Origin of the sequence: Phycicoccus jejuensis, from assembly GCF_044797865.1 — a bacterium.
Taxonomy (GTDB): domain Bacteria; phylum Actinomycetota; class Actinomycetes; order Actinomycetales; family Dermatophilaceae; genus Phycicoccus; species Phycicoccus jejuensis.
In genome coordinates, this window is the sequence record NZ_CP085209.1 from 2,078,213 (window position 1) to 2,100,769 (window position 22,557).

At 74.6% G+C, this 22,557-nt stretch carries 23 protein-coding genes and 1 pseudogene; 14 read left to right on the forward strand and 10 right to left on the reverse strand.

Annotated elements, in window-relative coordinates:
• Nucleotides 1-36 precede the first annotated feature (36 nt).
• On the forward strand, nt 37-1,032 hold the full coding sequence (holA, locus tag LG324_RS09750; RefSeq protein WP_404353112.1) for a DNA polymerase III subunit delta: 996 nt from the start codon (nt 37-39) through the stop codon (nt 1,030-1,032).
• Nucleotides 1,033-1,231: 199 nt separating this feature from the next.
• Nucleotides 1,232-1,492, forward strand: a complete 261-nt coding sequence (rpsT, locus tag LG324_RS09755) for a 30S ribosomal protein S20 (protein WP_030529263.1) — start codon at nt 1,232-1,234, stop codon at nt 1,490-1,492.
• A gap of 73 nt (nt 1,493-1,565) precedes the next feature.
• Here the strand turns inward: rpsT and LG324_RS09760 are convergent, their stop codons facing one another.
• Together LG324_RS09760 and LG324_RS09765 are read right to left on the reverse strand one after the other, a co-directional pair.
• Entirely contained in the window at nt 1,566-2,417 is an 852-nt protein-coding gene (locus tag LG324_RS09760; protein WP_404353113.1) for a lysozyme, read from the reverse strand.
• 160 nt (nt 2,418-2,577) lie between these two features.
• Nucleotides 2,578-3,132, reverse strand: a complete 555-nt coding sequence (locus LG324_RS09765; protein ID WP_404353114.1) for a type II toxin-antitoxin system PemK/MazF family toxin — start codon at nt 3,130-3,132, stop codon at nt 2,578-2,580.
• 102 nt (nt 3,133-3,234) lie between these two features.
• On the opposite strand from LG324_RS09765, the gene LG324_RS09770 reads away from it, so the two are divergent.
• Entirely contained in the window at nt 3,235-3,591 is a 357-nt protein-coding gene (locus LG324_RS09770; protein WP_404353115.1) for a DUF2200 domain-containing protein, read from the forward strand.
• A gap of 22 nt (nt 3,592-3,613) precedes the next feature.
• On the opposite strand, the gene LG324_RS09775 is transcribed toward LG324_RS09770, so the two are convergent.
• Nucleotides 3,614-4,615 carry an aminoglycoside phosphotransferase family protein gene (locus LG324_RS09775; RefSeq protein WP_404353116.1) on the reverse strand — a complete coding sequence of 334 codons (1,002 nt, stop codon included), beginning with the start codon at nt 4,613-4,615 and terminating at the stop codon, nt 3,614-3,616.
• Between the two features lie 241 nt (nt 4,616-4,856).
• Between LG324_RS09775 and lepA the strand changes: the two genes are divergently transcribed.
• The gene (gene lepA / locus LG324_RS09780) at nt 4,857-6,713 is read left to right on the forward strand and encodes a translation elongation factor 4 (protein ID WP_404347428.1); all 1,857 of its coding nucleotides are present in this window, start codon (nt 4,857-4,859) and stop codon (nt 6,711-6,713) included.
• Nucleotides 6,710-7,666 carry an MFS transporter gene (locus tag LG324_RS09785; protein WP_404353139.1) on the forward strand — a complete coding sequence of 319 codons (957 nt, stop codon included), beginning with the start codon at nt 6,710-6,712 and terminating at the stop codon, nt 7,664-7,666. Before lepA ends, LG324_RS09785 begins: the two co-directional genes overlap by 4 nt.
• A 58-nt stretch (nt 7,667-7,724) precedes the next feature.
• Here LG324_RS09785 and LG324_RS09790 read toward each other — a convergent pair.
• Together LG324_RS09790 and LG324_RS09795 are read right to left on the reverse strand one after the other, a co-directional pair.
• Nucleotides 7,725-10,508: pseudogene (locus LG324_RS09790) on the reverse strand (choice-of-anchor D domain-containing protein); the annotation flags it as partial.
• A gap of 186 nt (nt 10,509-10,694) precedes the next feature.
• Nucleotides 10,695-11,279 carry an NUDIX hydrolase gene (locus tag LG324_RS09795; RefSeq protein ID WP_404347431.1) on the reverse strand — a complete coding sequence of 195 codons (585 nt, stop codon included), beginning with the start codon at nt 11,277-11,279 and terminating at the stop codon, nt 10,695-10,697.
• Between the two features lie 52 nt (nt 11,280-11,331).
• On the opposite strand from LG324_RS09795, the gene LG324_RS09800 reads away from it, so the two are divergent.
• Nucleotides 11,332-11,802 carry a hotdog fold domain-containing protein gene (locus tag LG324_RS09800; RefSeq protein ID WP_404347433.1) on the forward strand — a complete coding sequence of 157 codons (471 nt, stop codon included), beginning with the start codon at nt 11,332-11,334 and terminating at the stop codon, nt 11,800-11,802.
• Nucleotides 11,803-11,814: 12 nt separating this feature from the next.
• On the opposite strand, the gene LG324_RS09805 is transcribed toward LG324_RS09800, so the two are convergent.
• Both LG324_RS09805 and LG324_RS09810 read right to left on the reverse strand, forming a co-directional pair.
• Nucleotides 11,815-12,597, reverse strand: a complete 783-nt coding sequence (locus LG324_RS09805; protein WP_404347436.1) for a tyrosine-protein phosphatase — start codon at nt 12,595-12,597, stop codon at nt 11,815-11,817.
• Between the two features lie 48 nt (nt 12,598-12,645).
• Complete coding sequence (locus LG324_RS09810; protein WP_404347438.1) at nt 12,646-13,314, reverse strand: hypothetical protein; 669 nt, start codon at nt 13,312-13,314, stop codon at nt 12,646-12,648.
• Between the two features lie 157 nt (nt 13,315-13,471).
• Between LG324_RS09810 and LG324_RS09815 the strand changes: the two genes are divergently transcribed.
• The 3 genes from LG324_RS09815 to hemW are packed head-to-tail and all read left to right on the forward strand — an operon-like array spanning nt 13,472 to nt 16,509.
• Nucleotides 13,472-14,608 (forward strand): sensor histidine kinase, encoded by a 1,137-nt coding sequence (locus tag LG324_RS09815; protein ID WP_404347440.1) that lies wholly within the window; start codon nt 13,472-13,474, stop codon nt 14,606-14,608.
• On the forward strand, nt 14,605-15,276 hold the full coding sequence (locus LG324_RS09820; RefSeq protein WP_030529284.1) for a response regulator transcription factor: 672 nt from the start codon (nt 14,605-14,607) through the stop codon (nt 15,274-15,276). The genes LG324_RS09815 and LG324_RS09820 overlap by 4 nt, the downstream gene beginning before the upstream one ends.
• A 12-nt stretch (nt 15,277-15,288) precedes the next feature.
• Entirely contained in the window at nt 15,289-16,509 is a 1,221-nt protein-coding gene (gene hemW / locus LG324_RS09825) for a radical SAM family heme chaperone HemW (RefSeq protein ID WP_404347443.1), read from the forward strand.
• A gap of 39 nt (nt 16,510-16,548) precedes the next feature.
• Here the strand turns inward: hemW and LG324_RS09830 are convergent, their stop codons facing one another.
• Nucleotides 16,549-17,154, reverse strand: a complete 606-nt coding sequence (locus tag LG324_RS09830) for a DUF4870 domain-containing protein (RefSeq protein WP_404347445.1) — start codon at nt 17,152-17,154, stop codon at nt 16,549-16,551.
• A 147-nt stretch (nt 17,155-17,301) separates the two neighbouring features.
• On the opposite strand from LG324_RS09830, the gene LG324_RS09835 reads away from it, so the two are divergent.
• Entirely contained in the window at nt 17,302-17,604 is a 303-nt protein-coding gene (locus tag LG324_RS09835; protein ID WP_404347448.1) for a TfoX/Sxy family protein, read from the forward strand.
• 3 nt (nt 17,605-17,607) lie between these two features.
• On the opposite strand, the gene LG324_RS09840 is transcribed toward LG324_RS09835, so the two are convergent.
• Nucleotides 17,608-18,483 carry a DUF3097 domain-containing protein gene (locus LG324_RS09840; protein WP_404347450.1) on the reverse strand — a complete coding sequence of 292 codons (876 nt, stop codon included), beginning with the start codon at nt 18,481-18,483 and terminating at the stop codon, nt 17,608-17,610.
• A gap of 169 nt (nt 18,484-18,652) precedes the next feature.
• Here LG324_RS09840 and hrcA point away from each other — a divergent pair, with 169 nt between their 5' ends.
• From hrcA to LG324_RS09860, 4 genes are all read left to right on the forward strand, one after another.
• Nucleotides 18,653-19,684, forward strand: coding sequence for a heat-inducible transcriptional repressor HrcA (gene hrcA, locus LG324_RS09845; RefSeq protein ID WP_404347452.1), 1,032 nt, complete (start codon nt 18,653-18,655; stop codon nt 19,682-19,684).
• A 48-nt stretch (nt 19,685-19,732) separates the two neighbouring features.
• Entirely contained in the window at nt 19,733-20,860 is a 1,128-nt protein-coding gene (gene dnaJ / locus LG324_RS09850; RefSeq protein ID WP_404347454.1) for a molecular chaperone DnaJ, read from the forward strand.
• Nucleotides 20,861-20,888: 28 nt separating this feature from the next.
• Nucleotides 20,889-21,635, forward strand: a complete 747-nt coding sequence (locus LG324_RS09855; protein WP_030529291.1) for a 16S rRNA (uracil(1498)-N(3))-methyltransferase — start codon at nt 20,889-20,891, stop codon at nt 21,633-21,635.
• A gap of 119 nt (nt 21,636-21,754) precedes the next feature.
• Entirely contained in the window at nt 21,755-22,042 is a 288-nt protein-coding gene (locus LG324_RS09860; protein ID WP_030529292.1) for a DUF1905 domain-containing protein, read from the forward strand.
• Between the two features lie 13 nt (nt 22,043-22,055).
• Here the strand turns inward: LG324_RS09860 and LG324_RS09865 are convergent, their stop codons facing one another.
• Nucleotides 22,056-22,493: a VOC family protein gene (locus LG324_RS09865; protein WP_404347457.1), complete on the reverse strand. Its 438-nt coding sequence runs from the start codon at nt 22,491-22,493 to the stop codon at nt 22,056-22,058.
• Nucleotides 22,494-22,557 lie beyond the last annotated feature (64 nt).

Genomic DNA, 22,557 nt, shown 5'->3' on the forward strand with positions numbered 1-22,557 from the left:
ACGCGCGGCGTCGGCGCCGGGTGGCAGAGTGGCGGCATGACCGAGGACGTCGTCGCCGTCGCGCACCGCGTGCCGCCCTTCGTGCTCGTCTCGGGGCCCGAGGGCATCCTCGCCGAGCGCGCCGTCGCGCAGACCCTCGACGACCTCCGCGTCACGAGCCCGGACCTCGAGGTCATCCGCGTGTACGCGACGTCGTACCAGCCCGGTGAGCTCGTCCTCCACACGAGCCCGTCGCTCTTCGGCGGCGCCAAGTGCGTCGTCGTCCACGACCTCGACGAGGCCCCGGACGAGCTCCAGTCCGACCTGCTCGCCGTCCTCTCGGGGCCGGCCGAGCCCGACCTCACGCTCGTCGTCATGCACAAGAGCGGCCAGCGCGGCAAGAAGGTGCTCGACGCGCTGCGCGGTGCCGGCGCCCGGGTGCTCGACGCCCCCGCGGTCAAGACCGACCGCGACAAGACCGACTTCGCGACGCACGAGTTCCGGCGCGCGCGGCGCAAGGCGACCCCCGAGGCCGTCCACGCGCTCGTCGAGGCCGTCGGCAAGGACGTCCGCGAGCTCGCCGCCGCCTGCCAGCAGCTCGTCGACGACACCACCGGCGTCATCGACGAGCAGATCGTCCTCACCTACCACGGCGGCAAGGTCGAGGCCACGGGCTTCCGGGTCGCCGACGCGGCGCTGGCCGGCGACCCCGGCGAGGCGCTGCGGCTGCTGCGTCACGCGATCGCCGTCGGGGTCGACCCCGTCCCGATCGTCGCGGTGCTCGCCCAGCAGGTGCGCCAGCTCATCAAGGTCGGGTCCGCGGGCCGGGGGCGCCCGGCCGACATCGCCCGCGACGTCGGGATGGCCCCGTGGCAGGTCGACCGGGCCAAGCGGACGCTGTCGGGCTGGACCGCGGAGGGGCTCGCGACCTCGCTCCAGGCGCTCGCGGCGGCCGACGCCGAGGTCAAGGGCGGTGGTCGCGACCCCGTCTACGCCGTCGAGCGGGCCGTGCTGACCATCACCGCCCAGCACGGTCGTCACCGCGACGGCTGAGCCCGCGTCACCCTCTCGCCCGCCCGTTTTGGCGGGGGTGCGGGCCGCTGGTACCATTGTCGACTGCGTGCGCGTGTGGTCGCGCGCGCACGAGCACCACCCAGCGCGAGTCAACCACGGGTGCCCCACGCCCGGTCCCGACCCGCGACTGCCGCCCTCTAACGGCAACCGATTCCTCGACCGAAGGCACGATTTCACAGTGGCGAACATCAAGTCCCAGCTCAAGCGCATCAAGACGAACCGTCTCGCGACCGAGCGCAACAAGGCCGTCAAGAGCGAGTTCAAGACGGCCATCCGTCGCTTCCGCGAGGCGGCCGACTCCGGCAACGCCGAGCAGGCGCGCGAGGCGCTCAAGTTCGCGTCGACCAAGCTCGACAAGGCCGTGAGCAAGGGCGTCATCCACAAGAACCAGGCCGCGAACAAGAAGTCCGCGATGGCCAAGCGGGCCGCCTCGCTCTGAGCGGAGCAGCCCACGCACGAGGGCCCGTCACCGATCCGGTGACGGGCCCTCGGGCGTCCGCGGGGGAGTCGGCTCAGCCGAGGGCGAGCCGGCGCAGCCCGGCGAGGTCGCCGTTGAAGCGGTCCTGGTCGAGCGGGCTGTCGGTCCACTGCCAGAACGTGTAGTAGCCCCATCCGGCCGGCAGCGTGCCGACGCTCGTGCTGTACCGCGCGACCCACAGGGGGTTGGTCGTCGCGAAGGCGGTGCTGCCGCCGGTGCACTGGGTCCACCAGCTCGTCGCCGTGTAGATGACGGCGTCGCGGCCCGTGCGTGCCTTGTACCGGGACGTGAAGTCGCGGATCCACGACACCATCCCGCTCTGGCTCTTGCCGTAGCAGGTCGCGCCGTAGGGGTTGAACTCGATGTCGAGCACCCCGGGGAGCGTGCGCCCGTCGGCGCTCCAGCCGCCGCCGTGGTCGACGAACCAGTCGGCCTGCGCCGCACCGGAGGAGGAGTCGGGCAGGGCGAAGTGGTACGAGCCCCGGATCATCCCGACGTCGTACGAGCCGGTGTACTGCGCGCTGAAGGTCGGGCTGCGGTAGGTCGTGCCCTCGGTCGCCTTGACGTAGGCGAACTTCGTCCCCTTGGCCCACCATGACGCCCAGTCGACGGTGCCCTGCCACTTCGAGACGTCGATGCCGGGGGTCTGGGTGACGGCGGTGCGGGACGGCGCTGCGTCCGGGGCCACGCGCCGGGTGTCGCGGGCGGCAGGCCACCCCATGAAGGCGTCGCCGGTCCGGTCGATGCCGACCGCGCGGGCCTGCGCGGTCGGGTGCGGTACGGGGGCGGCCTGCGCCGGGAGGGCGGCGACGAGGCCCGCGAGGGCGGTGGCCCCGGCGGCGAGGGCCGCGAGGCCGCTGCGTCGGGTCGTGCGGTGTGGTCGCATCGGGGGGTCTCCTGCGTCGGGGGCTGGGGGAGCGCCTCGACGCTAGGACGGTGCGGGTCCGGACCGGGTCTGCCGGAGGTAAGGAGTTCCGCTCATCAGGTCAAGAGCGTGGAAATGTTCCGCTCCTGGCCAACGGGTGGGACGTTGCGCCCGCGACGGGTCAGCGGTTCGCGCGGACGGCGGCCGCGACCTCGAGGAAGCGGTCGCGGTCGAGGACCGCGCCCTCGCGGCGGACCGCGGCCGGGTCGACCCGCAGGACGCGGTTGACGCGCACCTCGCTCGGACGGCCCTGCCGGTCCCAGGCGCCGGTGCCGATGTCGACCCAGCGCCGCCCGGCCCGGCGCTCCTGCTCGGCGTCGCGGTCGTGGTCCTTGCTCGTCAGCTGGAGGCCGAGCAGCCAGTCGGCGTCGTGGCCGACGAGGAGGACCGGGCGGTCCTTGCCCTGCGTGTGGTCCTCCTCGTAGGGCACCCACGTCCAGACGATCTCGCCGGGGTCGGGGCGGCCGTCGGGGCGTGGCGCGTAGACCGGGTCGAGCGGGCCGGTGTAGTCGCCCGGGTAGCCGCCGGTCGGCCGGGTCGGTGCCGGCGGGCCGGAGCGCGGGGAGCGCTCCCTCGGAGTGGGGCCGTCCGCGCGGGGTGCACGCCGTGAGCCACCGCGCAGCAGCTCGCGGAGGGCGCCGTCGAGGACCGGGCGGAGAATGCGCTGCCACTGCATGGGCCCGACCCTAGCCGCGGACCGTGACGCGGCGGCCGAGGTCTCCTAGGCTCCGCAGAGGGCGGCCGCCGGGGCGCCGGCCCACGACGTGGAGGAGGACCCGTGACGGGACACCGCATCTTCGGGACGCCGTTCGCGAGCATCTACCCGCACTACGTCGCCAAGGCCGAGCGCAAGGGACGCACGCGCGCCGAGGTCGACGAGGTCATCCACTGGCTGACCGGCTACGACGAGGCCGGGCTGCGCCGGGCGCTCGAGGACGAGCGCGACCTCGAGACCTTTTTCGACCGGGCTCCGGCCTTCACGCCGCACGCCGGGCTCATCACCGGCACGATCTGCGGCCACCGGGTCCAGGAGATCGAGGACCCCCTGATGCAGCGCATCCGCTACCTCGACCTGCTCGTCGACGAGGTCGCGCGCGGCAAGAAGATGTCGTCGATCAAGCGAGGCAGCGCCTGACCCCTCCCGCGTCGGGAGCCGCTCAGCCGGTCAGGGACCAGCCACGACGGTGCGCGAGCAGGCGGGTCGTGGTGTCGGAGAAGAAGAGTGCGTGGGCCCGCAGGGCCTGCGTGCAGCCGGGGGGCGGGGGCGCGTCGAGGCCCTCGAGCATGAAGCCGACGAGGAAGGCCAGCACCGCGTCGACGTCGTCGTCGGCGGCGTCCTCGAGCAGGGGGGAGCGCTCGAGGTCGGTCAGGTCGATGCCGTGGTGGTGCATGAGCGGCCAGAGCGTGACGAGGTCGAACCACGCGGGGCCGACGGCGGCCTGGTTCCAGTCGACGACGCGCATCCGGCCGTCCGGCTCGCGCAGGAGGTTGTCGGGGCGCAGGTCGAGGTGCGTCAGCGCGTCGCCGTGGACGGCGTCGAGGACCCGCGAGGCCAGGTGGACCAGCTCGACGGCGCCGGCCCGCTCGGGGACGGCGTGGCCCATCGGCCAGGGCTGCGAGCCCTCCGCGAGCCGGCGCAGCGCGGGGACCGACGCGGTGGCGCCGGCGAGCTCGTCGCGGACCGTCGCCAGCCCGAGGCGCTCCACGACGGACGCGGGCGTGGCCGCGATCTCGCAGCAGGCGTCGTGCACCGCCGCCACGTCCTGCGAGGTCCACGGGTCACCCGGGCGGGTGCCGTCGACGAGGTCGAGGACGAGGACCCGCCAGCCGCCGCCGGCCTCGACGTCGGCGAGGCCCAGCATCCGCGGGGCGCGGGTGAGCCCGGTGAGCCCCGGCAGCAGCTCCGACTCGCGGCGCAGGGCACGCAGCACGTGCGGGGTCGAGGAGCCGGCCGCCTTGACGAACACCGTCCGGCCGTCGGCGAGGTCGACGGCGCCGGCGAAGGCGCCGCCGAACCCCGAGCCCACCGGGGCCTGCGCCCCGGCGACGGCGCTGCCGGCCACCGCGGTCACCGCGTCGCAGACCGCGGCCGGCAGGGTGTCGAAGGCCGGTCGCCGGCTCGTGCGGCCGTAGTCGACCTCGGGCACCGGGGGAGTCATCCGCCCACCGTGCCACGCGCCGTGTGCGGGCACGACCGGGTTCCCGCGCCGTGCCGGGGTGGTCGCGTCGTGCCGGGGTGGTCTCGTCCTGCCGGGGTGTCACAGCAGGGCGGCGAGGCGGGGTTGGGGCGGCAGGACAGCGTCGGGGCGGCAGGGCGCCGTCGCGTTCGGACCTGTCCGCCCGGCGTGGGAGACTGAGTGCACCGCCCGCTCGCCCCCGACCGCAAGGAACCGCGCACCCGTGTCACCCCGCGCCCGCACCGTGCTGCCGCCGCACGCGACACCGCCGGAGGCGATCCGCAACTTCTGCATCATCGCCCACATCGACCACGGCAAGTCGACCCTCGCCGACCGGATGCTCCAGATCACCGGCGTCGTCGACGACCGGGCGATGCGCGCGCAGTACCTCGACCGGATGGACATCGAGCGCGAGCGCGGCATCACGATCAAGAGCCAGGCCGTCCGGATGCCGTGGGAGGTCCAGGGCGCGAGCCACGTGCTCAACATGATCGACACCCCGGGCCACGTCGACTTCACCTACGAGGTCTCGCGCAGCCTCGCGGCGTGCGAGGGCGCCGTCCTCCTCGTCGACGCCGCGCAGGGCATCGAGGCGCAGACCCTCGCGAACCTCTACCTCGCGATGGAGAACGACCTCACGATCATCCCGGTCCTCAACAAGATCGACCTGCCCGCCGCCCAGCCCGAGAAGTACGCCGAGGAGCTCGCCGGCCTCATCGGCTGCGAGCCCGAGGACTGCTTCCAGGTGTCGGGCAAGACCGGCGTGGGCGTCGAGCCGCTGCTCGACGCGATCGTCGCGCAGATCCCGGCGCCGACCGGTGACGCCGACGCGCCCGCCCGCGCGATGATCTTCGACTCCGTCTACGACACCTACCGCGGCGTCGTCACGTACGTCCGGGTCGTCGACGGCAACCTCAACCCGCGCGAGCGCATCGCGATGATGTCGACCAAGGCGACGCACGAGCTCCTCGAGATCGGCGTCATCAGCCCGGAGCCGGTGCCCGGCAAGGGCCTCGGCGTCGGCGAGGTCGGCTACCTCATCACCGGCGTCAAGGACGTGCGCCAGTCCAAGGTCGGCGACACCGTCACCAACGCGGCCAAGCCCGCCACCGAGGCCGTCGGCGGCTACCGCGACCCCAAGCCGATGGTGTTCTCGGGCCTCTTCCCGCTCGACGGCTCGGACTACCCCGACCTGCGCGACGCCCTCGACAAGCTCAAGCTCAACGACGCCGCGCTCGTCTACGAGCCCGAGACCTCCGTCGCGCTCGGCTTCGGCTTCCGCTGCGGCTTCCTCGGCCTGCTCCACCTCGAGATCGTCCGCGAGCGGCTGGAGCGCGAGTTCAACCTCGAGCTCATCTCGACCCAGCCCAACGTCGTCTACGACGTGACGATGGACGACGGCACCGAGGTCGTCGTCACCAACCCCAGCGAGTTCCCCGGCGGCAAGATCGCCGAGGTCCGCGAGCCAAAGGTCCGCACCACCGTCCTCGCACCGAGCGAGTTCATCGGCGCGATCATGGAGCTCTGCCAGGGCAAGCGCGGGACGCTGCTCGGGATGGACTACCTCTCCGAGGACCGCGTCGAGATGCGCTACACGCTGCCGCTCGCCGAGGTCGTCTTCGACTTCTTCGACCAGCTGAAGTCGCGCACCCGCGGCTACGCGAGCCTCGACTACGAGCCCGACGGCGACCAGGCTGCCGACCTCGTCAAGGTCGACATCCTCCTCCAGGGCGAGACGGTCGACGCGTTCTCGGCGATCGTCCACAAGGACAAGGCGTACTCGTACGGCCTGATGATGGCCGGCAAGCTCAAGGACCTCATCCCGCGCCAGCAGTTCGAGGTGCCGATCCAGGCGGCCATCGGCGCCCGGGTCATCGCCCGCGAGAACATCCGCGCCATCCGCAAGGACGTGCTCGCCAAGTGCTACGGCGGTGACATCAGCCGCAAGCGCAAGCTGCTCGAGAAGCAGAAGGCCGGCAAGAAGCGGATGAAGAACATCGGCTCGGTCGAGGTGCCGCCGGAGGCCTTCATCGCCGCGCTGACGTCCGACGGCGCCGGGGCCCAGGCCACCAAGAAGTGACGCCCGTCGCGCGCTCCGGCTTCCTCGCCGGGCACCGACGTTCACTCCTCGTCCCCTCCGCGGCGCTGCTGTGGGGCACGCAGTTCGCGTTCCTCAACCCGGCGATCGGCATCATCCTCGTCTCGCTGTACGGGGCGTCGGCGGGGGAGGTGGGGCTGGCCCTGGCCGCCTACAACGTCAGCGGCTTCGTCTCGACGCTCGTCGTGCCGACGCGGGCCGACCGGCGCGGCGACTACCTCGAGCCGCTGCTGTGGTGCGGTGGCTTCACGATCGCGCTGACGACCGCGCTGGCGCTCGCGACGACCCTGCCGCTGGCGGTGCTCGCCCTCGTGGCGCTCGGCGGGCCGGCGGGCATCGCCATCGGCCTGCTCTTCGCCTACCAGCGGCACACCGGCGCGAGCGTGCAGCAGATCATGCGCACCCGGGCGGTGTTCTCTTTCGCGTGGGTCGGCGGCCCGCCGTTCGCCGCGTTCCTCATGGGTGTGCTCGGCCAGCGCTCGGTGCTGTGGGTCGTCGCGGCGCTGGGCGTCCTCGGCCTCGCGCTGACGCGGGTGATGATGCACGCGCACGCCACGTCGCCGCACGCGAACGCCGCTCCGCCACAGGGGGAGCCGATGGGCGTCGCGCCACGCGCAGGGCGGCGGTGCCCGGAGCGACGGTGTCGCAGCCCGGTGTGGGCATCGGCTCGCTGTCGGCGACCGCGTAGAACAGCTCCGGCGGGTAGTTGTCCGGGAACGAGATCGGCTGCGTCGGGTCGTAGCCGTCACCGGCGAGGACGATGCAGCCGGGGTCGGTCGGGTCGTCGCAGAGGTCCAGCCGCAGACCGTCGGCGTCCTGGTACCAGAGCGGGAACCCGTCGGCCCGACGCCCGGCCGAGACCGCCGGGTCCGAGGTGCTGCCGCGGCCGGAGAGCCCGACGTCGACCTGCGAGGGGCGTGCGCCCGGTGCGGTGAGGCGCAGGGCCGTCGTCCGGGTGCCGGCGGCCGAGGGGGTGAACCCGACGGTCACGGTGCACGTCCCGTCGACGGGGACCTCGGTGTCGCAGGTCGTGCCGACGACCGAGAAGTCCGCCGTGTCGCCGCCCACGAGGGTGGGGGCGTCGAGGACGAGCGGCGCGGTGCCGCCCCGGTTGGAGACCGTCACGGACTGGACGGCGGCGGCGCGTCCGACGTGGCGCTGCTCGAAGGCGAGAGGCCCGGAGGTGGACAGGGCTGCGATCCCTTGCGCGACCGACCCGACGCCGCGCAGGCGTACCTCGAACGGGTCGTTGAGCCCGGTGTGCCGCACCCGCAGGAGCGCGCTGCGGTCACCGACGGCACCGGGGGTGAACGTCAGGTCGACCTGGCAGGCGGCACCCGGGGCGAGGTCGCGACCGGAGCAGGCGTCGCTGCCCACCGCGAAGTCGGCGGCGTCGTTGCCCGCGACGGAGAGCGAGGTGACGCCGAGCGTCTCGATGCCCTCGTTGCGCAGGGTCACCCGGGCCGGGCCGGAGCTGCCCTCCTCGACAGTGCCGGCGTCGACGACCTCGGGGTCGGCGACGAGCGGACCGGCGAGCTTGCCCATGACCGTGAACAGGTCGGTCTGCGCGACGGTCGCCCCTGCGCTGACGAGCCGGACGTAGTTGGCCGGAGCCGTCTCGCCGACGGGGACGTAGGAGGAGCCGACGACCCGGTGCAGGGTCGTCGCGTCCCCGAGGTAGCCGGCCGGGGCGGCGGCGCCACGGGCCGGGTCCCAGCGCAGGAAGCCGGCGAGGACGGGGCTGGAGATGGCCTGGTCCCAGGCGCAGGGGGCGTCGGCCGTCGCCGCGAGGCAGCCGACGTCGCTCGTCCCGGTCGTCCGCTTGAGCCCACCGGCGTCGTCGGCCACGAAGGTGTACGTGCCGTACGGGTGGACGACGGAGTACTCCTGGCCGGCGCACAGGCCGCTCGTCGCGTTGACGCGGATGCGCCCGAAGGTCATCTGCTCGCCGCTCACCGGCTCACCGTTGACGAAGGCGGCCTCGAGGGCCATCCGGACCATCATCTTCCCGGGCGGGCTGTCACCGCAGCCGGGCGTGGTGATGAGGTCGCTGTCGACGACGCTGTAGAAGAACTCGTCGGGGAAGGTCGTCGGGAACGCGACGGGCCCGCTGCCGGGGTAGGTGCCACCGGCGAGGACGATGCAGTTGGGGTCGGTGGCGTCGATGCACTGCGCGAGGCGCACACCGCGCTCGTCCTGGTACCAGGTGGGGAACCCGGTGGCCGGGTCGATGGCCGGAGAGGACTTCGCGACACCGCCGAACCCGGTGCCCTGGAGGGCGACGTCGAGCGTCCCGGCGGGGTCGTCCGACGGGATGCGCAGCGTCGCGGAGTGCTCGCCGACGGCCTGCGGGAGGAAGGAGACGTCGACGCGGCAGGTGCCGCCCACCGGCACGACCGCTCCGGTGCAGGTGTCGAAGCCCTTCTCGAAGTGGGCCCGGTCCGAGCCGGCCAGCTCGAGCGTGCCGAGCGTGAGAGGGGCCGTGCCCGTGTTGCCGACCGTGACCGTCCGCGCGGACGAGGGGACGCGCAGCCGTTCCTGGCCGAAGCCGAGGGAGGAGGGGGCGGCGGTGGCGTGCGGCGCCTGGTGCGGCGCCGTGCCCTCGCCGGTCAGCGGGACGGTGGTGGGGGAGCGCAGGCCGTCGTGGGCTACGGTCAGCGTCGCGGTCCGGGCACCGAGTGCGGTGGGGGAGAACTGGACCCGGATGAGGCATGTGGCGTCGCGGACCAGAGCCGTTGCGGGACAGGTCGAGTCGACGACCCGGAAGTCGCCCGCGGCGGCTCCGGTGACCGTGACGCTGTTCGGCGTGGTGGTCCCCGCCGCGACGTTGCGAACCGTGACTTCTCGCACCGAGGACGACTGGCCGACCTCGGTCGAGCCGACGGTGACCGCCGCGGGGGAGACCTCGAGGGGACCGGCGACCTTGCCGGCGACCGTGAACAGGTCGGTGCGCAGCGGGGTCGCCAGCTTCGTGCCGGCGATGCTGAAGTAGTTGGCCGGGGACGCCTCGCCCGGAGCGGTGTAGGTGGCGCCGACGATGCGGTGCGCGGTGACGGCGTCGCCGAGGTAGCCGGCGGGCGCCGAGGGGGCGACGGCCGGGTCCCAGCGGAGGAAGTTGCGGGCCACGGGGCTCGAGAGGGCCAGGCGCCAGTCGCACGTGGCCGGAGCGACCGGGACGCACCCGATGTCGGTCGTCCCCTGGTTGCGGGCGAGCGCGCCCGCGGCGTCGGTCCGGAAGGAGATCGCACCGAACGGGGTCGTCGCGGTGTAGGTGCCGTTGGCGCACAGGCCACTGCTGACCGAGAGCCGGACCCGCCCGAAGACCATCTGCTCACCGGGGACCGGCGCGCCGTTGGCGAACGCGCCCTCGAGGGCCAGGCGGATCGAGGCGGTGCCGCGCTTGGTGCCCGAGCAGCCAAGGGTCGTCAGCCGTTGGGAGTCGGCGACGAGGTAGAAGAACTCCGAGGGGAAGTTGGTCGGGAAGACCTGCGGCCGGGCCGGGTCGTAGCCGGCGTCGGCGAGGACCACGCAGCGGGTGTCGGTCGGGTCGAGGCACGGCGCCAGCCGGGTCCCGCCGGAGTCCTCGAACCACGTCGGGAAGCCGTGCGCCGCGTCGAGGACGGGCGACACGGCGGGCTGCCCGCCGGCCGCGAGGGCGTCCCGCGCGGGCAGCGCAACGAGGCCGAGCGCCACCGCCAGCAGCGCGACGAGGGCCGTCGTCAGCCCACGGCGGGGTGCGGCGGCTGGACGGTCAGGGTGGATGGTGGTCGCGGTCATGACCGTGCTCCTCGGGTCCGCGGGTCGCGATGGACACGGTCATTGACCCAGCGTCACCTTGGGGAAAGCCTGTGGCGCACAGGGGCGACGGGCTGCGGGCGAGCGAGCGTCCGCGCCGGCCCGCCGGCAGGCGAGGACGACGCCATCGTGCGGGCGCGCGGGAGGGGGAGGACGCCGGAGGGACGGTCAGCCGGCGTGGGGGTCGACGGGGACCGTCGACTCCTCCACCCGCCCGCCGTCGACGGCCGCGTCGCGCCACCGGTCGCGGTCGGAGGCCAGGGCGACGAGGGCGCGCAGGCCGACGGGCCAGACGAGGTCGCCGGTGGCCTCGAGCGCGTCGAGGTCCCACCACGTCAGGCCGACGACCGTCATCCGCTCCTCCTCGGTGTGGCCGGAGGTGTCGACCTCGAACGTCGGGACGCGCACCGCCCAGAAGGTCTCCTCCTGGTCGACGACCTTGTCGCTCCACCCGTGCAGGACGCGTCGCTCCAGCAGCGGTCCCTCGAGGTCGGCCTCCGTGACCCGCAGGCCGGTCTCCTCGTGCAGCTCGCGCACGACCGCCTCGGCGTCGCTCTCGCCGGGGTCGACTCCGCCGCCGGGCGTGTTCCACCAGTGCGCGACGGGGTCGAGCCCGAGGTCGGAGTCCTCGATGAGCAGCACGCGGTCGTCCTCGTCGAGCAGGAGCACACGCACGGCCCGGCGGGTGAAGCGAGGACGGTCCGACGGGGCGGGAGCGACGAAGCCGGGCTGCCCGGGCAGGGGAGAGGTCACCGGCGCCACGCTACCGAGGGCCCCGTCGCTACCCGTGGGTAACATCAGCGGGGTGACCGACACCCACGCGCTCTACCGTCGCCTCGCCGCCCGACCCCTCGGACGGGAGGCCTTCTCGGTGCTCTTCGCGCTCAAGGCGCCCTACTTCCGCACCTTGCGTCCCCGGGTGCGCGAGATGCGTCCTCACCACGCCGAGCTCGTCGTGGCCAAGCGCTGGGGCGTCCAGAACCACCTCGGCACCGTGCACGCCATCGCCGTGTGCAACGGTCTCGAGGCGGCGATGGGCCTGCTCGCCGAGGCGACCACTCCGACCACCCACCGCTGGATCCCGCGGGGGATGGAGGTGCGCTACCTCGCGAAGTCGACGACCGACCTGCTCTGCGTGGCCGAGACCTCGCCGGCCGAGTGGGATGTCGGCGCGTCGGGTGACGTCCCGGTGCGCGTGCGGGCCCTGCGCACCGACGGCACGGTGGTGGTCGAGGGTGTCATCACCATCTACGTCAGCGAACGTCCCTCGCGCTGAACGCGACCGGTCTCAGTCGAGGGTGAGGCGGTCGCGCAAGCGCTCGACGTCGGCGTCCGACCAGCCCTGGGCGCGCAGCCAGTCGGCCGCCCCGCCCCAGCCCTCGTCGACGGCGTCGAGGATGGCCTCCATCGACTCCGCGCGGGGCCGCTGGTCCTCGAGGCTCTGGCGCGCCAGCGCCTCGCCGTACACCGGCCGCGGTCTGAGCCGGCCGACGATCTGCTCGAGCCGCTCGGCGGTCAGGACGTAGTCGGCGACGATCTCCTCGCGCGGGACGCCGGCCACCGACAGGGCCATCGCGACGACCGTGCCGGTGCGGTCCTTGCCGGCCGCGCAGTGCACGACCGCGGCGCCGCTCGCGCGGGAGACGACGTCGAGCGCGGCCGCCACGGCCTCCGGCCGCTTGGCGAGGTACCCGAGGTAGTGCTTGGCCCAGAAGGCGGCGTCGCGCTCGGGCTCGTCCTCGCTCCACGGCAGCGCCCGCTCGGCGGTGTCGCGCAGGCTCTCGCTCGGGCGGCGCTCCGGGATGAGCGAGTGGTGGTGGTGGGTCAGCGACCCCACGGCGTGCAGCGGCCCCGGACCCTCGACGCGCACCTCGGCCTCCGTGCGCAGGTCGACGACGTCGCTGACGCCGAGCTCGCGCACCAGCCGGTCGACGTCGGCGTCGCTGAGGTCCTGGAGGTTGTCGGAGCGGATGAGCCGCCCCGGCATGGTCGTGCGGCCGTCGCGGGTCGGCAGCCCGCCGAGGTCGCGCATGTTGACGAGCCCGTCGAGGTGGATCCAGCGGTCTGTCACCTCGTCATCGTAGGTCGACACCCGGACGCGTTCGGGCCCGGCCGCCGCTCAGCCACGGATCAGGGTGTCCGGACCGGGTCGGGCCGCCGCCGCGAACACCGGCATGGCGAGCACCGCCCAGCCGACGGTGTTCCACGCGCTGGGGGAGAAGTCCGCCGCGACGGCGAGCACGGCCGGCGCGACGAGCCACCACCCGGCGCGGCCGGCACGCCCGGCGCGTGCGACGCCGGCGGCGAGCAGGAGCACTGCGAGCGAGACGCCGAGGAGCAGCGCGAGGATGGACACCGCCGCCGTCGGGCCCTCCTCCAGCCGCTCGAGCGCGGTGGCGGGGACCCCGCCAGAGAGCACCTCCGTGAGCGTGAGCGTCAGCGTGTGGTGCATGACCAGTCCCAGGCCGCCGAGGGCCCCGAGGACCGAGGCGGTCCGCAGCGTGCGTCGCCCCCGTCCGTGCGCCCCGGCGCCGACGAGCGTGAAGCCGGCGACGAGGAGCATCCCGGCGAGGGCCCCGAGCAGCCCGCTCGCCGTGAACCGGCCCGTGTGGGCGAGGAGGAAGGCGGCCTCCCCGGTGGCGTCGAGACCGGCCGGGAAGCGCGGGGCGACGAGCTCGGAGACGAGGACGAGCACGGGCCCGGCCAGCACGGTGGCGGAGGGCCGGCGGCGGGGAACGCGGTCGTCGGTGCGCTCGCCGCGGTGACGGGTGAGGGCGGAAAGGGTCATGGCGGGCTCCTGGGTCCGGTGGGTCGAGGCCATCACCGTCGTCCCGACCCGGCGTCGCGCACCACGGTCCCGGGACCGGACGGACCCGCCTCGGGGGGCGCTGCACCCCCTCCGCGAGAGGGTGTCGCCCACCCCGCCGCGGGTCTAGCGTTCGCCCATGGACCGGGTGCGGGGGTGGGTGCGCGACACGGTCTCGCCGTGGGACGCGGCGCTCGCGGTCGGACTGGCCACGGCCGCCGGGCTCGACACCCTCCGCACGTCGGCCCCGCACCCCGGGGCGCGGGCCGTCCTCGCCACCCTCGTCGTCCTGGCTCTCCTCGTGCGCGTCCGGCACCCGATCGCCGCCTGCACCTGGGCCGCCTGCGTCCTCCTGGCGGAGTCGCTGCTCCTCGAGTCGCCCGACGAGGTCGCGGTGCTCGTCGCCCTCGTCGTGCTCTCGTACTCGGCCTACGCCCACGCCCCGGCCCGACGGGCGGGGCGCGGCGCCGCCGTCGTGGCCGCCGCGGCCTCGGTGTCGGTCGCCGTCGACCCCTCCGACTCGCTGTCCAACCTGCCCGCCACCCTCGTCTTCTTCGTCGTCGTCCCCGCAGCCCTCGGATGGTCGGTCCGCCGCCGGGCGCGCACCATCGACGTGCTCGAGGTGCAGCGCGAGGCGCTGACCCGCGAGCTCGGCGCGGTGGCGGCCGAGGAGCGCGCACGCATCGCCCGGGACCTGCACGACGTCGTGGCGCACGCGGTGACGCTCATCGCCGTCCAGGCCGAGGCAGGGAGCGCCCGGCTGCCACGCGACACGGAGGGTGCGGCCCGGTCGCTGGAGGCCATCGCGGCCGCGAGCCGCGAGGCGCTCGCCGAGCTGCACCGCCTGCTCGGGCTCCTCGACGACGTCCCGGTGGCCGCCGTCGGGCTCGCCGGCCTGCCGGGGCTCGTCGAGGGGGCACGGGCGGCCGGGCTCGAGGTCAGAGTCACCACGGAGGGGACCGTGCCGGTCCTCGACCCGGAGGTGGACCGCTGCGCCCTGCGGGTCGTGCAGGAGGCGGTGACGAACGCGCTGCGGCACGCCGACCAGCCGGTGGTGGACGTCGTGGTCCGGCACCACGGCGGGACGGCCCACGTCAGCGTGGCGAGCCGCGGCGCCCGTCCCCGTCTGTCGTCGTACGGCGGCTCGGGTCGGGGTCTCGTCGGGCTGCGCGCCCGGGTGGAGGCGCTCGGCGGCCAGTTCTCAGCGGGCCCGGTCGACGACCGCTTCGTCGTCCGGGCAGACCTCCCCGCCCGCGCCCGGGCGGTGGCGTCGTGACCACGGTCGTCGTCGTCGACGACGAGGAGCTCGTGCGCGACGGGCTCGTGGCCGTGCTCGGCGCGGCACCCGACCTCGTCGTCGTCGGCACCGCGGCGGACGGTGCCGCGGCCGTGGCCGTGACGCTCCGCGAGCGCCCGGACGTCGTCCTCATGGACCTGCGCCTCCCGCAGGTCGACGGCGTCGAGGCGACCCGTCGCATCGTCGCGGCCCGGGTCCCGTCGACCGTGCTCGTGCTCACGACGATGGAGACGGACGAGGCGGTCACGGCGGCCCTGCGCGCCGGGGCCTCGGGCTTCCTCCTCAAGAGCTCCAGCCGCGAGCGGCTCCACGCCTCCGTCCGGGCCGTCGCTGTCGGTGACTTCGTCCTCGCGCCGTCCATCCTGCGGCGACTCGTCGACGAGCGGCTCGCGGTGGGCGGCGCGCGGCGGTCGCCCGGGATGCGTCTCACCGATCGACAGCGTGACGTCGCGCGCCTCGTGGCCGCCGGGCTGACGAACGCCGAGGTGGCCGAGCGGCTGTCCCTGTCGACCGCCACGGTCAAGGGGTACGTGAGCGACGTCCTCACCGCCAACGGGCTCCGGGACCGCACTCAGCTCGTGGTGCGGGCGTACGAGAGCGGGCTGGTGCGCCCGGGAGGTGCGGTCGGTCCGCCCGGCACCGGGTGACACGATGAGGGCGTGCCCCGACTGCCCGACGGCGACCCCGCGCCGGCCTCCGGCGAGCTGCCCGCCGACGCGCTCGCCCGCCTCGCCGACGGACGGTTCGGCCTCTACCTCCACGTGCCCTTCTGTGCGGTGCGCTGCGGCTACTGCGACTTCAACACCTACACGCTGACCGAGCTGGGGCCCGGCGCGTCGACCGAGGACTTCGCGGGCACCGCGCTGGCCGAGCTCGACCTCGCCGCCCGGGTGCTCGGCGCTGCCGCGCCGGTCGTCGACACCGTGTTCGTCGGCGGCGGGACGCCGACCCTCCTGCCGGCGCACGACCTCGTGCGGCTCCTCGACGGCGTGCGCGAGCGGTTCGGGCTCGCCGACGGCGCCGAGGTGACGACCGAGGCCAACCCCGACTCGGTGACGCCGCAGGGCCTCGAGACCCTCGCGGCGGGTGGGTTCACGCGGGTGAGCCTCGGGATGCAGAGCGCCGTCCCGAGCGTCCTCGCCACCCTCGACCGCACGCACGACCCGGCGCGGGTCGGGCAGGCCGTCGCCGCCGCGCGCGCCGCCGGCCTCGCGACGAGCCTCGACCTCATCTACGGCACCCCCGGGGAGTCGCTCGACGACTGGCGCACGAGCCTCGAGGCCGCGCTGGCGCTCGAGCCCGACCACGTCTCGGCGTACGCCCTCGTCGTCGAGGAGGGCACGCGGATGGCCCGGCAGGTGGCCCGCGGCGAGCTGCCCGAGCCCGAGGGCGACGACGAGGCGGACAAGTACGAGCTCGCCGACTCGGTTCTCGCGCAGGCGGGTTACGGCTGGTACGAGGTGAGCAACTGGGCACGCACGCCGGCCGACCGGTGCCGTCACAACGAGGGCTACTGGCGGGGCGACGCCTGGTGGGGCGTCGGTCCCGGGGCGCACGGGCACGTCGGCGGCGTCCGCTGGTGGAACGTCAAGCACCCGCGCGCGTACGCGGCCCGGCTGGCAGCGGGCGAGTCCCCGGCGGCGGCCCGCGAGGTCCTCACCGCCGAGCAGCGGCACGACGAGGAGGTGCTCCTCGGGGTGCGCCTGCGCGAGGGGCTCGACCTCGGCCGGATCGACGACGCGGGCCGCACGGCCGTGGCCGGTCTCGTCGCCGACGGGCTGCTCGAGGGACCCGCCGCCGTCCGCGACCGGCGGGCCGTCCTCACCCTCCGCGGCCGCCTGCTCGCCGACACGGTCGTGCGCCGGCTGCTCGGTCCCTGACGGGGGAGCGGCCGGCGTACGGACCGGGTCAGCCGCGGGTCACTTGACGAAGCGCGGTGTGAACGGCGGGTTCCACCACTCGCCGTTGTTCGCCTTGACCATCCCGATGATGTGCATGACGAACGCGTAGATCCCGACGAGGAAGATCGTCACGAATCCGACGAGCACGAACATGAGGATGACCGAGACGACGACGCCGATGGCGGTCGTGATCTGGATGTTGAGCGAGTTCGCCGCGTGCGCCCGCACGAACGGCCCGCGGTCCTTGTAGACGAGGTAGATGACGAGGCTGCCGACGAAGCCCAGGGTCCCGGCGCTGATGACCATCGCCACGAGCCCGGCCGCGTGGCTGAGCAGGGCCCAGGTCTTCTCCTCCTGGGCGGTCAGCGGGGCAGCGGGCGCGTACTGGGGCTGGCCGTACTGCTGCTGGCCGTACGGCTGCTGGGCGTACTGCTGCTGCCCCGGGGCCTGCTGCGCGTACTGGGGCCGCGGCGGGGGCGGGGGCACCTCGCCCGCGGCCGGGGTCTCCCAGCCGGGCGTCGGTGCGGGGGCGGCGGGGGGCGCCGGGGGCTCGGCCGGCGGCGGCGGCACGATCTGCGTGGGCTCGTCGCGCGGGGCGTCGTCGCGAGGGGTGTTCTCGCTCATCTCTTCCTCCTGGAGTGGGTCTGGGACCATCGAACACCCGACGGCCGCGCGGCCCAAGGGGTTCCGGGGGCATGTCGGGGTCCGGGTCGGGGTGCGCTCAGGGCCGACCCCTACCGCCGGCACCGGTGCCGGGGCCACACTGGGCCCGTGGAGCTGCTCGAGCGGGTCCGGGCGGCGCTGCCGCCCGCGGAGGAGAAGCGGATGTTCGGGGGTGTGGCCTTCCTGGTCGACGGCGCGCTCGCGTGCTCGGTCGGGTCCCGGGGCCTCCTCGTGCGGACCGGTCCGGAGCGCTTCGACGAGCTCGTCGCCCGCCCCGGCGTCGAGCCGATGGTCATGAAGGGGCGGACCAGCCGGGGGTGGGTCGACGTCCACGCGTCGGTGCTCGAGGACGACGACGCGCTGGCGGGCTGGCTCGAGGTCGGCGTCGCCGCCGCACGGGCCGCCCGCTGACGCCTACTCGGGCGCCGTCACGAAGTCGATGAGCTCCTCGACGCGACCGAGCAGCTCGGGCTCGAGGTCGGTCCACGAGTCGACGGAGGCGAGGATCCGCCGCCACGCCTGCGCCATGTCGGCCTGGGTCGCGTGCGGCCAGCCGAGGTGCGCGGCGATGCCGTGCTTCCACGACGTCCCGCGCGGGATGACCGGCCACGCGTCCATCCCGAGGCGGCCGGGCTTCACGGACTGCCAGACGTCCACGTAGGGGTGGCCGACGACGAGGACGTGCTGCGCCCAGGGCCGCAGCGCCCGCGCCTCGTCGACGACGCGCGACTCCTTGGTGCCCGGCACGAGGTGGTCGACGAGCACCCCCATCCGGCGGCCGGGGCCGGGGGCGAAGTCGCGGATGGCGCCCGTGAGGTCGTCGACGCCGTCGAGCATCTCGACGACGACACCCTCGACGCGCAGGTCGTGCCCCCACACCTTCTCGACGAGCTCGGCGTCGTGCTTGCCCTCGACGAAGATGCGCGAGCCGCTCGCGACGCGGGCGCGCTGCCCGTGCACCGCGACCGAGCCGCTGGCCGTCCGGGTTCCCGCGGCCTTCGCGGCGGCGAGGCGCTGGGCCTCGGCGGCCCGCGGCGCGACGAGGGTCACGGGGGAGCCGTCGACGAGGAAGCCCGGGCCGAGCCGGAAGCCCTTGGTCCGGCCCCGCCGGTCCTCGAGGTGGACGACGTGGACGCCGCCGGCCTTCTCGACGCGCACGACCGCGCCGACCCATCCGGTCTCGACGTCCTCGACGACCGTGCCGGGCTCGGCCGGCAGCTCGACCGAGCGCCCCCGCCGGGGAGCGCGCCAGTCCCCCGAGAGCACGTCGGATCCGTACCTGTCCACCACGGCCGCGAGGCTAGCCGCGGGCGGCGACGGTCGCCGGGAGCGGCACGCGGGAGCGCCCCTCGGCTTTCGCGCGTGACGGTGCGACGACGTAGCATTGGCACTCGGACGGCGAGAGTGCCAGAGCCCGCCGTGCCGCCCGACCCGACGAGCCGCCCGAGGAGGAGCCCCGATGAGCGAGGACCGCCGCCTGCGCGTGCTCCGGGCCATCGTCCAGGACTACGTGCACACCTCCGAGCCGGTCGGCTCCAAGGCGCTGCTCGAGCGCCACCACCTCGGCGTCTCCGCGGCCACCGTGCGCAACGACATGGCCGCGCTCGAGGAGGACGGCCTCATCGCCGCGCCGCACACGAGCGCCGGCCGGGTGCCCACCGACGCCGGCTACCGCCTCTTCGTCGACCGGCTCTCGCAGATCAAGCCCATGTCGACCGCCGAGCAGCGCGCGATCGCGCACTTCCTCGAGGGGGCCGTCGACCTCGACGACGTCGTCGACCGCACGGTCCGGCTGCTGGCGTCGCTGACCCGGCAGGTCGCGGTCGTGCAGTACCCGTCCCTGTCGCGCTCCTCGGTGCGCCACGTCGAGCTCGTCCCGATCGGCCCCGGGCGGCTCCTCGTCGTCCTCATCACGACGACCGGCCGGGTCGAGCAGCGGGTCATCGAGGTCCCGGCCGACCTGACGACCGACGACGGCGAGCGCGTGCTGTCGGCGCTGCGCACCGAGCTCAACTCGGCGACGGCCGGCCGCACCCTCGCCGACGCCTCCTCCGAGCTCGCGGGCGTCCCCGAGTGCTTCGAGGACGGGGCGCGACCGGTCGTGCGGGCGGTCGTCGGCGCGCTCGAGGACTCCCTCGTCGAGGAGCGTGAGGAGCGGCTCGTGCTCGCCGGGACGGCCAACCTCGCCCGCGCCGGCGGCGACTTCACGTCGAGCATCGGCCCGGTGCTCGAGGCGCTCGAGGAGCACGTCGTCCTCCTGCGCCTGCTCGGCACGGTCGCCGAGGAGGGCGGCAGCCTCGCGGTGCGCATCGGGCACGAGAACCCCTACGCCGGGCTGCAGTCGACGTCGATGGTGAGCACCGGGTACGGGTCGGGCACCGACCTCGTCGCCGGGCTCGGCGTCGTCGGCCCCACGCGCATGGACTACCCCTCGACGATGGCCGCCGTCCGCGCCGTCGCCACCTACGTCTCCCGGATCCTCGCGGACTGACCCGCGCGGACCCCGCCACCACACCGACCCACGGAGGACCCCCCACCCGTGAACGACTACTACGCCGACCTCGGCGTCGCCCGCGACGCGAGCCCCGAGGACATCAAGCGCGCCTACCGCAAGGCCGCGCGCCGGCTGCACCCGGACGTCAACCCCGGCCCCGAGGCCGAGGAGCAGTTCAAGAAGGTGTCGCAGGCCTACGACGTGCTGTCCGACGCCGACAAGCGCCGCCAGTACGACATGGGCGCCGACCCCTACTCGGGGGGCGCCGCCGGCTTCGGCCAGGGCTTCTCGTTCAGCGACATCATGGACGCCTTCTTCGGCGGGCAGGCGGCCGGGCCGAACGCCGGCCCCCGCTCGCGCACCGCGCGCGGTCAGGACGCCCTCGTCCGCCTCGACATCGACCTCGGCGACGCCGTGTTCGGTGGCGAGAAGGAGCTGACCATCGACACCGCGGTCGGCTGCGGCACCTGCCACGGCGACGGCCGCCAGCCCGGCACCGGCTCGCGCACCTGCGACGTCTGCGAGGGCCGCGGCGAGATCCGCCAGGTCCAGCGCAGCTTCCTCGGCCAGGTGATGACCACCCGTCCGTGCATGACCTGCCAGGGCTTCGGCCAGATCATCACCGACCCCTGCTACGAGTGCAGCGGCGACGGCCGCGTCCGCACCCGCCGCACGCTCACCCTGCGCGTCCCCGCCGGTGTCGACACCGGCACCCGCATCCAGCTCGCCGGCGAGGGCGAGGTCGGCCCCGGCAACGGCCCGGCCGGTGACCTCTACGTCGAGGTCGCGGTCCGCAAGCACCCGGTCTTCCAGCGTCGCGGCGACGACCTCCACGCGAGCGTCGAGCTGCCGATGACGGCCGCGGCGCTCGGGGCCTCGCTCTCGATGGACACCTTCGACGGGGCGCAGGAGCTCGACATCAAGCGCGGCACGCAGTCCGGCGACACCCTGACCCTGCGCGGCCTCGGTGTCACGCACCTGCGCGGCGGTGGGCGCGGCGACGTCATCGTCCACACGAGCGTGCAGACCCCGACGAGGCTCGACGGCGAGCAGGAGGAGCTGCTGCGGCGGCTCGCGGCCCTGCGCGGCGAGGAGCGTCCGCAGGGGAAGATGGCCAACCCCGCGGACGGCGGCCTGTTCGGCAAGCTGCGCGACGCCTTCAAGGCCCGCTGACCCCGGCTCGTCCGACGCACCCAGCCCGATGACGCTGCCCGTCCACCTCGTCCCCGCCGGGACCCTCGACGCCGTGGGCCCCGGCTCGGCCGTGCGGCTCGACGGACCCGAGGGCCGGCACGCGGTGGCGGTGCGGCGCACCCGGGTCGGTGAACGGCTGGTGCTCGCCGACGGGGCGGGACGAGCCGTCGAGGGGGAGGTCGTGGGGGTCGAGCGCGACGCCCTCGACCTGCGCGTCGACGAGGTCCGCGACGAGCCCGAGCCCGCGCCGCGCTTCGTCCTCGTCCAGGCACTGGCCAAGGGGGAGCGTGACGACCAGGCGATCGAGTCCGCGACCGAGTGCGGGGTCGACGAGGTCGTGCCGTGGCAGGCCGCGCGCAGCATCGTCCAGTGGCGCGGGGAGCGCGGCGAGAAGGCCCGCCGCAAGTGGGACGCCGTGCTCGTCGCGGCCACCAAGCAGTCACGGCGCACCCGCCGGCCGGTGCTCGGCCCGACCGTGACCACCGCGGGGCTCGTCGAGCGCGCCCGGGACGCCGCGGCCCTCGTCCTCGTGCTGCACGAGGACGCCGAGGCCCCGCTGGCCGGGGTGGCCCTGCCGGGCGACGGGGACGTGCTCGTCGTCGTCGGGCCCGAGGGCGGCATCGCCCCGGAGGAGGTCGCGGCCCTCGAGGCGGCCGGGGCGCGGACGGTGCGGCTGGGGTCGACCGTGCTGCGGGCGTCGAGCGCCGGTCCGGCCGCGCTGGCGGTGCTCAGCGCCTCCTCCCGCTGGCGCTGACCCGACCTCTCCGCCGCCCTTCCCTCTGCCCGAACGCGTGTGAAACCGCCGGGGACGACCGGCGAGTTCACACGCGTTCGCGACGGGCGCGGGGTCGGGGACGGTCCTACGCTGGCGCGATGGACCTGGAGTTCACGGGGGAGGTCGTGGAGTGGCGCGGCCCGGCGCCGCACCACTTCGTCGCCCTGCCCGAGGCCGAGGCGGCCCGCGTCCACGAGGTCGCGCGGCTGGCGACCTACGGCTGGGGATGCATCCCGGTGGCGGGACGGCTCGGGGGCAGCGACTTCACGACCTCGCTCTTCCCCAAGGACGGCGGCTACCTGCTGCCGCTCAAGCTCGCGGTGCGCCGCCGCGAGGGTGTCGAGCTGGGTGACGTCGTGACGGTGTCGGTCTCGCTCGACGTCTGACGGGTGCCGCCGCTCACACGACGCAGAGCTCGTTGCCCTCCGGGTCGGCGACGACGACGTGGTCGAGCGCGCCGTCGTGGTGGTGCTCGGCGAGGACCGAGCCCCCCGCCGCCAGCAGCCGGCGCACGGTGGCGTCGAGCGCGGCCCGTCGCTCGTCCGCCGGCCGGTGCCGGCCACCGCTCACCTGGAGGTCGAGGTGCAGCCGGTTCTTCGCCACCTTGCGCTCCGGCACCCGGAGGAACGAGAGCCGGGGGAGCGCGCCGTCGGGGTCGACGAGGAAGGCGCCGTCGTCCCACTCCTCCTCCGGGACCCCGAAGGTGCGGTTCCACTCCTCCCACGAGCCGAAGCCCTCCGGTGGCGGCGCGTCGACGTAGCCGAGCGCCTCGCGCCAGAACGCCGCGACCGCCCGCGGCTCCGCGCAGTCCACGGTCACCGTCCAGTGCACCGTCATGCCGCACCTCCTGCTCGTCGGGGGCTCCAGTGCAGCACGCCGCGCCGACACCCCGCGCTCGTCT